The 11101-nt window shown below is 68.4% G+C and carries 11 protein-coding genes; 10 read left to right on the forward strand and 1 reads right to left on the reverse strand.

Annotated features, from left to right (window positions below):
• Nucleotides 1-39: 39 nt before the first annotated feature.
• The 10 genes from ACI3KS_RS00895 to ACI3KS_RS00940 all read left to right on the forward strand — a co-directional run bounded on the left by ACI3KS_RS00895 (nt 40) and on the right by ACI3KS_RS00940 (nt 10202).
• Nucleotides 40-1419: an MFS transporter gene (locus ACI3KS_RS00895; protein ID WP_404914236.1), complete on the forward strand. Its 1380-nt coding sequence runs from the start codon at nt 40-42 to the stop codon at nt 1417-1419.
• Nucleotides 1420-1470: 51 nt separating this feature from the next.
• Nucleotides 1471-3309, forward strand: a complete 1839-nt coding sequence (locus ACI3KS_RS00900; protein WP_404914238.1) for an FAD-dependent monooxygenase — start codon at nt 1471-1473, stop codon at nt 3307-3309.
• Nucleotides 3310-3390: 81 nt separating this feature from the next.
• Complete coding sequence (locus ACI3KS_RS00905) at nt 3391-4359, forward strand: methionine ABC transporter ATP-binding protein (protein ID WP_404914240.1); 969 nt, start codon at nt 3391-3393, stop codon at nt 4357-4359.
• Nucleotides 4356-5048: a methionine ABC transporter permease gene (locus ACI3KS_RS00910; protein ID WP_404914242.1), complete on the forward strand. Its 693-nt coding sequence runs from the start codon at nt 4356-4358 to the stop codon at nt 5046-5048. Before ACI3KS_RS00905 ends, ACI3KS_RS00910 begins: the two co-directional genes overlap by 4 nt.
• Before the next feature lie 49 nt (nt 5049-5097).
• Nucleotides 5098-6003: a MetQ/NlpA family ABC transporter substrate-binding protein gene (locus tag ACI3KS_RS00915; protein WP_404914244.1), complete on the forward strand. Its 906-nt coding sequence runs from the start codon at nt 5098-5100 to the stop codon at nt 6001-6003.
• Between the two features lie 229 nt (nt 6004-6232).
• Nucleotides 6233-7156, forward strand: coding sequence for an ABC transporter ATP-binding protein (locus ACI3KS_RS00920; RefSeq protein WP_404914246.1), 924 nt, complete (start codon nt 6233-6235; stop codon nt 7154-7156).
• 3 nt (nt 7157-7159) lie between these two features.
• Complete coding sequence (locus ACI3KS_RS00925; protein ID WP_404914248.1) at nt 7160-7915, forward strand: ABC transporter permease; 756 nt, start codon at nt 7160-7162, stop codon at nt 7913-7915.
• Nucleotides 7916-7924: 9 nt separating this feature from the next.
• On the forward strand, nt 7925-9088 hold the full coding sequence (locus ACI3KS_RS00930; RefSeq protein WP_404914250.1) for a histidine kinase: 1164 nt from the start codon (nt 7925-7927) through the stop codon (nt 9086-9088).
• Entirely contained in the window at nt 9085-9699 is a 615-nt protein-coding gene (locus ACI3KS_RS00935; RefSeq protein ID WP_404914252.1) for a response regulator, read from the forward strand. The genes ACI3KS_RS00930 and ACI3KS_RS00935 overlap by 4 nt, the downstream gene beginning before the upstream one ends.
• 116 nt (nt 9700-9815) lie before the next feature.
• Complete coding sequence (locus ACI3KS_RS00940; RefSeq protein WP_404914254.1) at nt 9816-10202, forward strand: VOC family protein; 387 nt, start codon at nt 9816-9818, stop codon at nt 10200-10202.
• A gap of 31 nt (nt 10203-10233) precedes the next feature.
• Here the strand turns inward: ACI3KS_RS00940 and ACI3KS_RS00945 are convergent, their stop codons facing one another.
• Entirely contained in the window at nt 10234-11079 is an 846-nt protein-coding gene (locus ACI3KS_RS00945; protein ID WP_404914256.1) for a PhzF family phenazine biosynthesis protein, read from the reverse strand.
• Nucleotides 11080-11101 lie beyond the last annotated feature (22 nt).

The raw sequence follows: 11101 nt of genomic DNA on the forward strand, positions 1-11101 counted from the left end.
ACGCCGTGACAATGCCGTCACAACCAAAGGAGACACCCCATGAGCGGGCAGTCGCAGGGCGGATTCACGCCCACTGGAACCATCGCCACCGCCGCAGACCGTCGACGCGTCGTCTTCGCGACCGTCGTCGGAACCACGGTCGAGTGGTACGACTTCTTCATCTACGCCACCGCCGTCGGCCTGGTCTTCGGGCAGCTGTTCTTCGAGCCGCTCGGCGCGAACAGCGCCCTCATCGCCTTCGCCACGGTGGGTGTGAGCTTCCTGTTCCGCCCGCTCGGCGCCTTCCTCGCCGGTCACTACGGCGACAAGCTCGGGCGCAAGGCCGTGCTGATGTGGACGCTGATCCTCATGGGCGCGGCGACCGCGCTCATCGGCATCCTCCCCACCTATGACGCGATCGGACTCGCGGCACCGATCCTGCTCGTGCTGCTGCGCATCATCCAGGGCATCTCCGCGGGCGGGGAGTGGGGCGGCGCGGTGCTGATGGCCGTGGAGCACGCGCCCAGGACGAAGCGCGGGCTGTTCGGCGCCTCCCCGCAGATCGGCGTCCCGCTCGGACTGCTGCTCGCCTCGGGCGTCATGGCGCTGATGACCGCGCTCGCACCCGGCGACCAGTTCGTGGCCTGGGGGTGGCGCATCCCGTTCCTGCTCAGCGTCGTGCTGATCCTCGTGGGCTACTACGTGCGGCGCAAGGTCGAGGAGAGCCCGGTGTTCACCGAGCTCGCCGAGCGCAAGGAGAAGGCACGGATGCCGATCGTGCAGCTCTTCCGCAAGCACCTGCTGCTCGTGATCATCGCGGCCCTCGTGTTCGCCGGCAACAACGCCGTCGGCTACATGACGACCGGCGGCTACATCCAGGGCTACGCGACGAACCCGGAGGGACCGATCGGACTCGACCGGGGTCCGGTGCTGTGGGCCGTCGCCGGTTCCGCCGTCACCTGGCTGCTCACCACGCTGCTCGCGGGGTGGATCTCCGATCGCATCGGCCGACGCACGACCTACATCCTCGGATGGGTCATGCAGCTCGTCGGCGTGTTCACGCTCTTCCCGCTCGTGAACACCGGCCAGATCGGGATGCTGTTCGCGGGCCTCGCGATCCTCACGATCGGCCTCGGCTTCACCTACGGCCCGCAGGCCGCGCTGTACACCGAGCTCTTCCCCGCGAGCATCCGGTTCTCCGGCGTCTCGATCTCCTATGCCATCGGTGCGATCGCCGGAGGGGCCTTCGCTCCCACCATCGCCACGGCCATCGTGCAGGCGACGGGGTCGACCCAGGCCGTGACCTGGTACCTGGCGGGCATGACCGTGCTGGGGCTGATCGCCACGCTGCTGCTCCGCGACCGCTCGGGCATCCCGCTCGGCCCGGATCACGAAGCAGAACAGGCAGTGAGCCCGATCCACGGGCTCGCGAGGGCCTGAGCGCCGCCCGGCGCGCGAGAATAGTCCCACCTCCGGAAGGAATCGACGACGATGCAGTTCCATCACCACGGGTACGTCTCAGGGGACCCGAGGGTCCTCCCCGCCGGTGTCGGCGAGAGACCGGCCGAGCTCCCCGACGAGGTCGACGTGCTGATCGTCGGCTCGGGGCCCGCGGGCATGCTGCTCGCGGCGCAGATGTCGCAGTATCCGGGCATCACGACGCGCATCATCGAGAAGCGCAGTGGACGCCTCGAACTCGGTCAGGCCGACGGCATCCAGCCGCGCAGCGTCGAGACCTTCCAGGCGTTCGGGTTCGCGGAGCGCATCATCGCCGAGGCATACAACATCGGGTGGATGAACTTCTGGGGCCCGAACCCCGAGAAGCCCGACGAGATCGTCCGCACCACGCGCACCGCCGACTACGCCTACGACATCTGCGAGTTCCCGCACCTGATCGTGAATCAGGCACGCGTGCTCGACTACTTCGCCGAGGCCGCGCTGCACGGTCCCGCCCGCATCGCGCCCGACTACGGCGTCGAGTTCATCGGGCTCGAGGTCGGCGAGGACGCGGTCGAGGTGTCCGTGCGCACCGCCGGCGGGGATCGGCGCATCCGAGCGAAGTACGTCGTCGGCTGCGACGGTGCCCGCAGCGGCGTGCGGGAGGCGATCGGCCGCACGCACGTCGGCGGTGTCTCCGCGCACGCCTGGGGCGTCATGGACGTCCTGGTGAACACCGATTTCCCGGATTGGCGCACCAAGTGCGCGATCAACTCCGAGGCGGGCAACATCCTGCACATCCCCCGCGAGGGCGGGTACCTCAGCAGGATGTACATCGACCTCGGCGAGGTCGCGGCCGATGACGATCACAGGGTGCGGCAGACGCCGCTCGAGGAGATCATCCGCAAGGCCAACGCGATCCTGCATCCGTACTCGATCGACGTCAAGGAGGTCGCCTGGCACAGCGTCTACGAGGTCGGCCACCGCGTCACCGACGGGTTCGATGACGTGATCGACGACTCCGGGCGCACGCCGCGGGTCTTCCTCACGGGCGACGCCTGCCACACGCACAGCGCCAAGGCGGGGCAGGGGATGAACGTGTCGATGCAGGACGGGTTCAACCTCGGCTGGAAGCTGGGGTCGGTGCTCACCGGGCGCGCACCGGAGACGCTGCTGTCCACCTACGGTGCCGAGCGTCGGCCCGTCGCCCAGCAGCTCATCGACTTCGACAAGGAGTGGTCCAGCCTCATGGCGCGCAAGCCGGAGGAGATCTCCGACCCCACGGAGCTGGCGACCTTCTATCTCGGCACCGCCGAGTTCCCATCCGGGTTCATGACGCAGTACACCTCGTCGATGATCACCGGGACCGACGCGCACCAGGAGCTCGCCACGGGCTTCCCTCTTGGTAAGCGCTTCAAGTCGGCCGAGGTCGTGCGGGTGAGCGACGGCAACGTCATCCACCTCGGTCATCACGCGAAGGCGGACGGGCGCTGGCGCGTCTACGCCTTCGGAGATCGGGACGGCACGCGGCTGGCGTCGTGGGCGGATGCCGCGACCCCGGTTTTCGCGCGCTTCACGCCGACGGATGCCGATGCCGATGCGGTCTTCGACGTCAAGGCGATCGACCAGCGGCCGTATGAGGAACTCGAGGTCACGACGGCCCCCGAACTGTTCCGACCACAGACAGGGCCTCTCGGCCTCATCGACTGGGAGAAGCTCTACGCGTCGGGGCCGTCGAAGTGGACGGACACCGACATCTTCGAGGCGCGGGGGCTCTCGCGCGACGGCGTGATCGTGGTCGTGCGTCCGGACCAGTACGTCGCCGCGATCCTCCCTCTCGACGACGTCGACGAGCTCTCCGGCTTCTTCGAGGGAGCATTCCTTCCCGCATGATCCCTGGGGTGCGCGGGGGATTGTTTCCTCGTGTTGACCCGGGATTCGGAGTTGGCCGTCGGTCTGCCCGAAGATCGGCAGATGCTCGAAGTGCTCTCCGTCACCAAGACGTACCGTCAGCGGGGGCGGACCATCACCGCCCTCGACGACGTGTCGTTGACCATCCCCGACGGCGCGCTGTACGGGATCGCCGGACGCAGCGGCGCCGGCAAGTCCACGCTGTTCCGCATCCTCACCGCGTTGCAGCGCCCGGACAGCGGAAAGGTCGTGATCGACGGAGACGACCTGTTCTCGCTCTCGCGCAGGGCGCTGCGTGAGCGGCGGAGGAAGATCGGGATCGTGTTCCAGCAGTTCAATCTGCTGCACGGCCGCACGGCGGCGCAGAACATCGAGTTCCCGCTCGAACTCGCGGGCGTCCCCGCCGAGCAGCGTCGTCAGCGGGTCGGCGACCTGCTCGACCTGGTCGGTCTCGCCGATCGGGCCGACAACTATCCGTCCCAGCTCTCCGGCGGACAGAAGCAGCGGGTCGGGATCGCCAGGGCTCTCGCCTCCGAGCCGAGCGTGCTGCTCTCCGATGAGGCGACGAGCGCCCTCGACGGTGAGACCACCAAGCAGATCCTCGACCTTCTCTCGCAGGTGAATCGCGAGCTCGGGGTCTCGGTGGTCATCATCACCCACGAACTCGACATCCTCCGCCGCCACGCGTCGCACGTCGCGGCGTTCGACGGCGGGCGTCTCGTCGAGGACGGACCGGTCCTCTCGTTGATCACAGACCCCGCCTCGCGCATCGGGCACGACCTGCTGCCGCGGTTCACGAGCGCGCCGAGCCACGGCATCCGCCGGGCCCTCGTGACCCTGCGCGGTGAGGAGCACGCGGCCGGATTCCTCGCCGACTACGGCAAGGATGCCGACTATCGCGTCCTCTCCGGAGCCGTCTACGATGTCGTCGGCGAGCACCTCGCCCGCTATGAGCTCGATCTCCCCGACGAGGCGGCGGTCGCAGCTCTCGACTCCCGTTCGTCCGATGCGATCACGGTGGAGTACGCATGACCGCCCGCACGCCCTGGGACCTCCTGTGGGAGGCGACCCTCGAGACGCTGTACATGACGGTGGCGACCTTCGTGCTCAGCCTGATCCTCGGCACGCTGCTCGGGCTCATCCTGTTCCTCACGACTCCGGGGTCGCCCTCGGTCGAGCGCCTTCGCACCGAGGGGCAGCGCCGAGCGGTCGTGGTCTTCCACCACATCCTCGGAACCTTCGTGAACATCGTCCGTTCGCTGCCGTTCGTGGTGCTGATCATCGCGATCATCCCGCTCACCCGGGCGATCGCCGGCACCACGCTCGGCGTGAACGCCGCACTCGTGCCGCTCGTGATCAGCATCGCGCCGTACTTCGCGCGTGTGATCGACAACGCGTTGCACGAGATCGACGAAGGTCGCCTCGAGGCGGTCGAGGCCATGGGCGTCAACACCTGGCAGCTCATCTGGAAGGTGCTGCTGCCCGAGGCCCGCTCCGGTCTCATCGCAGGCTCCACGCTCGTGCTCATCTCGATCGTCGGAAACGTCGCGCTCGCCGGAACGGTCGGCGCCGGCGGTCTCGGCGACTTCGCCATCAAATACGGCTATCAGCGCTACGACGAGGTGCTCATGTGGATCACGGTCCTCGTGATCACCGTGATCGTGCAGATCGTGCAGATCGGCGGCGACATCTGGCTCCGCCGCCGCACGCACAAGCGCTGACCCTCCTCTCTCATCCACTCGCACCATCCACAGCAAAGGAACCTCCACCATGCCCAGGAAGCACTCCCGTCTCATCGGAATCGCCGCGTTCGCGGCCGTCGCCGCACTCGGTCTCGCCGGCTGCGCAGGCGGCGGCAGCACCTCCTCCGGGGGCGCCGCGGCCTCGGACGACCGCTACTCGTCCGAGGACCAGCCGCTGCACATCTGGTCGGACAACCGTCCGCACTCCGAGATCCTGCAGTTCATCATCGACAACGACCTCCTGCCCGACGACGTCGAGCTCGAGATCACCCTCGCCGACTACAGCATCAACGAGAACCAGACCCTCGAGGACGGCGACGTCGACGCCACCTACATCGACCACATCCCGTTCTTCGAAGCCGACACCGAGCAGCGCGGAATCACGGATCTCGAGGTCGCCGCCGAGGTGCACATCGAGCCTCAGGGCATCTACTCCAGCAAGTACGACAGCATCGACGAGATCCCGGACGGCGCCACGATCGGCACGCCTGACAACGTCACGAACTTCGCCCGCGCGCTCTTCCTGCTGCAGAGCGCCGGTCTGATCGAGCTCGACCGCACGTACGACGGCGGCAAGCTCACGGGAGACGACCTGCTCATCACCGAGGACAACATCGTCTCGAACCCGAAGAACATCCAACTGCTCAAGGTCGCCGACAACGCGCAGCTCGCGCTGCAGTTGCAGGACGTCGATGCGGCCGTGCTGCAGGGCAACTCGGCGCTCGGTGTCGACCTGAGTCCCGCGAAGGACGCGCTGAAGCTGGAGAGCTCGACCAACGGCAACCCGTACGTGAACGTGCTGATCATCCCGACCGCCCTGAAGGACGACAAGCGCGTCAAGGCCCTCAGCGAGGCGCTCGAGAGCCAGGAGGTCGCCGACTTCATCACCGAGACCTACGACGGCAGCGTCATCCCGGTGAACCACGTCGACTGACGCTCACGCATCGCTAGGAGGGGCTTCCGATCCCGCGGATCGGAAGCCCCTTCGCGTGTCTTGGGCGCGATCGTCGGAGTGAGGAGTCGGAGGTGATGCGCGCACGGAGTCCCCGTCGGCGGATCCGGGCGGGCGGGTGCTCGGACGTCCGGGGATCATGACACGTGTCATGTCGAAGGCGTGACACCGCCCTCCGGCCGGCTCCGGTGCGGCTCGGGATGCTGGATGCATGAACACTTCAGCTGCAGCATCCGCGGTCGTCGAGCTCGTCGACGTCACGCGTCACTTCGGCATCGGCGATCGCCGCGTGCGGGCCGTCGACGGTGTGAGTCTCCGCATCGCGCGGGGCGAGATCGTCGCGCTTCTCGGCCCCAACGGCGCCGGAAAGACGACCACTCTCGACATGCTCCTCGGCCTCACCGAGCCGAGCTCCGGCACCGTGCAGGTCTTCGGCGGGCATCCCGCTGCCGCCGCCCGCGCCGGGTCCATCGCCGCCGTGCTCCAGAGCGGAGGCCTGCTCGGGGACCTCACGGTGGGCGAGACCGTGCGACTCATCGCGTCACTGCACGGGTCGCAGGCCCTCAGCCGGGTCGGCGAGGTCATGCAGCGAGCCGACCTCGCGCGGCTCGCGAAGCGCAAGGTCTCCAAGTGCTCCGGCGGCGAGCAGCAGCGCGTGAAGTTCGCGATCGCGATGGTCGCGGACCCCGATGTCATCGTGCTCGACGAGCCCACCGCGGGGATGGACGTCACCGCGCGGCGCCATTTCTGGGACGTCATGCGCGCCGACGCGGATGCCGGGCGCACGATCATCTTCGCCACGCACTACCTCGAAGAGGCTGAGCAGTTCGCGCGGCGCACCATCGTCATGCACCGCGGCACGATCGTCGCTGACGGCCCGACCGCGCGGCTGCGGGCGAGTCTGGGGGAGCGCACCGTATCCGCGACGCTCCCGGATGCTGCGCCGACGACCGTGCTCGACGTGCTCAGGGCCGTCGAGGGCGTCGTCGAGGTGCGCATCGACGCCGGACGGGTCGGGGTCAGAGCATCCGATTCCGACGCTGTGGCCCGCGTGCTGCTCGACGTCGGCGCGCACGATCTCGAGATCGCCGCCCCCACCCTCGAAACCGCCTTCACCGCACTCACGGAGGACTGATCCATGCTGCTCTCACCCACCATGCTGCGCATCGAGCTGATCCGGCAGATCCGCAACCCGTACACGCTGGCCTTCACCCTGGTGATGCCGGTGGCGATGTACCTCCTGTTCGGCGCGAGCATGGGCTACGGCTCCCTGTCCGCAGGCAAGGGCAACGTGTCCTTCTACATCATGACCTCCATGGCCGCCTACGGCACCGCAGTCGCGATGAGCTCGCTCACCTCGCTCGCGGCGACCGAGGCGAAGCAGGGCTGGGGCCGCCAGCTCGCGATGTCACCGCTGAGCACCGTCGGCTACGCGTTGACCAAACTGCTCACCGCGCTGTCGTACGCCGCTCTCGCCCTCGTGCTCGTGTTCGTCGCCGGGATGATGACCGGGGCGAAAGCCGATGACGCCTGGCGGTGGGCGGCCGCGGCCGGCATCGTCCTGGGGCTAGGCCTCATCTACGGCCTCTACGGGCTGGGTGTCGGGCTGTTCTTCAGCGGCGACTCCGCCACCGCGCTCGCATCGATCTCGATGACCTTCTTCGCCTTCTTCGGCAACGTGTTCATGCCGCTCGACGGCGTCATGCTCGACATCGCACGGTTCACGCCGCTCTACGGCTTCGTGGCGCTCAGCCGATGGCCCGTCACCGAGGGCCGGCTCACGACCGGACAGACGGATTCGATCTGGATGCTGATCCTCAACGTCGTCGTCTGGGTGGTGCTGTTCGGCCTGCTCGTCATGGCGGGTGCCCGCCGCTCCCGTGCGCGTCAGTAGGTTGGACTCATGACCGATCAGCCCGGTGGCGCCGCCTCGTCGTTCGCGGCGACCGGGGCTCCGCCCGCGGCCTGGGCGGTGACGGGTGCGCGAACGGATAAGCCCAAGGACCCGTGGGAGCGGTTCGGCTGGCTCATGGCCGTCATCTGGCTGGTCTTCCTGCTGTATCCGCTCTTCGCACTGCTCGGCTCCGACGCGCCTCTGGCATGGGTCGTCGTGGGGTGGATCGCCCTCGTGGCGTTCATCGTCGTCTATGTCGCGGGTTTCGTGATGGGGATGCGCTCCGGGGGCGGGCTCGGACGCCCGGTCGCGAGGCGCCAATGGGTCGCTTTCGGGTTGCTGATCCTCTTCACCCTGCTCGCGATCCCTTCGGTGGGCGGCAACGCACTGAGCTTCCTGCCGTTCGTCATGTCGTTCGCGTCATATGGGCTCACCCGGATCTGGCACTGGATCACCTTCGCCGGGGCCGTGAGCGCGACGGTGCTGACCGTGTTCCTGGCACCCGACGGCATGCGATTCATCTCGATCCTCGCCATCGTCGGACTGCTCGGAGTCGTGAACACGGTGTCGACCATGTTGATCCTGCGCTCCGTCGACGCAGATCGCCTCAGTCTCGAGCTCGCCACCAGCGAGGGCCGCGAGGCGGTCGCACGTGATGTGCATGACCTCATCGGGCACTCCCTGACAGTCGTGGGTCTGAAGGCGCAGCTCGTTCGTCGTCTCATGGACACCGATCCCGAGAAGGCGAAGGCCGAGCTCGCAGACATCGAAGCGCTCACGGCCGAAGCGATCGCCGGCGTGCGTGCCACCGTCGCGGGTGCGCGGGCGACGACGCTGGTGGAGCAGCTCGCCTCCAGCCGTGACGTGCTGGAAGCCGCGGACGTGCGCGTCGTCGTCGAGGGCGAGCCGGCGGCGCTCTCGGCGGCTCAGGCGCTGACGGCGGCGTGGATCCTCCGTGAGGCGACGACCAACACCCTCCGCCACGCCGCAGCGACGACCGTCGAGGTGCGGATCGGCCCCGGAACGTTCACCGTCACGGACGACGGCCCTGGTCCTGGTACGCGTGAGGGCAATGGTGTGCGGGGGATGCGGGAACGCGCAGCCGCATCGGGGGCAGCGTTCGTCTTCGGAACGGCCGAGAGCGGGGGAACCCGCGTGGAGGTGACGTGGTGAGCGACAGCATCCGACTGGTGATCGCCGACGATCAGGCGCTGGTGCGCGGCGCGCTGGGGGCGCTGCTCGACCTGGAGCCCGATCTCGAGGTGGTGGGTCTGGCAGCCGATGGCGCCGAGGCGCTGCGGATGGTCGGCGACCTCGCTCCGGACATCTGCCTGATGGACATCCAGATGCCCGACCTCGACGGTATCGAGGCGACGAGGATGCTGCGGGAGACCAGCGCCGCGACGCGCGTACTCATCGTGACGACGTTCGCCCGACCCGGCTACCTCCGCTCGGCGCTCGATGCGGGGGCCAGCGGATTCGTCGTGAAGGACAGCCCGGCCGAGAAGCTGGCGGATGCCGTGCGGCGGGTTCACGCCGGGATGCGGGTGCTCGACCCCGCGCTCGCCGAGGAGAGTCTGTTCGAGGGGGCGAACCCGCTCAGCGAAAGGGAACGTCAGGTTCTGCGACTCGCGGCCGACGGTGCCTCGGCGGCGTCGATCGCTGCGGAGGTGTTCCTCTCGGCGGGCACCGTGCGCAACCACCTGTCGGCCGCGATCGGGAAGACAGGAGCGGCGAACCGCGCGCAGGCGGTGCGCATCGCGCTCGACAAGGGGTGGATTTGAGCGCGCCCTTATCGACGGGATCGGCCCGTCCGTGGTCTGAAGTGGTCTGTTGCGATGTCTGTGGTCGGTCGTAGCGTGTTCTCAGGCGGGAGACGCCCGCCATGGAGGTGTGTGCGATGACCTGGAAGATCGAGCTCATCTTCGTGCCGGTGACGGATGTCGACCGCGCGAAGGAGTTCTACGAGAAGATCGGCTTCAACCCCGACCACGATCAGGTGCCCTACGAGGGGCTGCGCTTCGTGCAGATGACCCCGCCGGGTTCGGCGTGCTCGATCGCGTTCGGGACGGGACTCGACATCCCGCTCGAGCCAGGGCAGCAGAAGACCATTCAGGTGGTGGTGCCGAACGCCGAGGAGGCGAAGTCGCAGCTCGAGGCGGTCGGCGTCGCGACGAAGGGCGTCGACGACCTGGGCTGGGGCCGATTCGTGTGGTTCGACGATCCCGACGGCAACACATGGACGCTGCAGGAGCTGCCGGACTATGCGGCGGGCGCTCAAGGCTGACGCGCCGCGGAGCGTCGCTTGGGCTCCGTCGTCAGCGCAGTCGGGTCGCGCCGCCCGTGACGTCGATGCCACCGGCGAGCGGGACTGACACGAGGAGTTCGCTAGGGCGCCCGACGTGGGCGCCCTGGCGGATGCGGATCGTCGCCGGAACCGTCAGCCCCGCCGCGCGCAGATAGGCACCGGTCGAGGCCGCCGCCGAGCCCGTCGCGGGATCTTCGGTGATGCGCCCGACCGGGAAGAGATTCCGGGCGAGGTACTCGTCGTCGGAATCGGCGTGCAGCACGGTCACGGTGCCCAGCCAGCCCTGCTCGCGCATGAGCGCGGCGACGTCGGCCGGGGCGAAACGGAACTGGTGGAAGAGCTCGCGGTCGGCGAGGACGACGATCGGATGCCAGTTCCCGGCGAAGGACTCCCGCACCGGGTATCGGGGATCGAGGTCGGCGGCGGTGAGTCCGAGCAGCGTCAGCAGTTGATCGCGCACCTCGTCGTCGAGGTCGCGCACCTGCGGCTCGACGCTCGTGAACGACACGCTCACCGTGCCCTCGGCATCCGTCGTCGATCGGAGGGCGACGGCACCCGCCTGGGTGTCGAAGACGACCTCGCCGGTGCCGTCGCGCTCGGCGAGCGCCACAGCGGTCGCGACCGTCGCGTGCCCGCAGAACGGCACCTCTGCGGCGGGAGACCAATAGCGCACGCGATATCGGGAGGCGTCGTGCGAGGTCACGAATGCGGTCTCCGAGTAGCCGACGTCCGCGGCGATCCGCTGCATGTCGGCGTCATCCAGCGTGCTCGCGTCGAGCACGACCCCCGCCGGATTGCCACCGTCGGGGGTCGCGGCGAATGCGCTGAAGCGCAGGATCTCAGGTGCAGCGGGCATGGCGAGGAGCCTAACGGATGCG

It is taken from the genome of Microbacterium sp. ZW T5_45, from assembly GCF_044987415.1.
Lineage (GTDB): Bacteria > Actinomycetota > Actinomycetes > Actinomycetales > Microbacteriaceae > Microbacterium.

Excerpts from the sequence above, each read along its gene's own strand:
- ACI3KS_RS00895 (WP_404914236.1), top strand. The coding sequence starts at position 40 with ATGAGCGGGCAGTCGCAGGGCGGATTCACGCCCACTGGAACCATCGCC.
- ACI3KS_RS00900 (WP_404914238.1), top strand. The coding sequence starts at position 1,471 with ATGCAGTTCCATCACCACGGGTACGTCTCAGGGGACCCGAGGGTCCTC.
- ACI3KS_RS00905 (WP_404914240.1), top strand. The coding sequence starts at position 3,391 with ATGCTCGAAGTGCTCTCCGTCACCAAGACGTACCGTCAGCGGGGGCGG.
- ACI3KS_RS00910 (WP_404914242.1), top strand. The coding sequence starts at position 4,356 with ATGACCGCCCGCACGCCCTGGGACCTCCTGTGGGAGGCGACCCTCGAG.
- ACI3KS_RS00915 (WP_404914244.1), top strand. The coding sequence starts at position 5,098 with ATGCCCAGGAAGCACTCCCGTCTCATCGGAATCGCCGCGTTCGCGGCC.
- ACI3KS_RS00920 (WP_404914246.1), top strand. The coding sequence starts at position 6,233 with ATGAACACTTCAGCTGCAGCATCCGCGGTCGTCGAGCTCGTCGACGTC.
- ACI3KS_RS00925 (WP_404914248.1), top strand. The coding sequence starts at position 7,160 with ATGCTGCTCTCACCCACCATGCTGCGCATCGAGCTGATCCGGCAGATC.
- ACI3KS_RS00930 (WP_404914250.1), top strand. The coding sequence starts at position 7,925 with ATGACCGATCAGCCCGGTGGCGCCGCCTCGTCGTTCGCGGCGACCGGG.
- ACI3KS_RS00940 (WP_404914254.1), top strand. The coding sequence starts at position 9,816 with ATGACCTGGAAGATCGAGCTCATCTTCGTGCCGGTGACGGATGTCGAC.
- ACI3KS_RS00945 (WP_404914256.1), bottom strand. The coding sequence starts at position 11,079 with ATGCCCGCTGCACCTGAGATCCTGCGCTTCAGCGCATTCGCCGCGACC.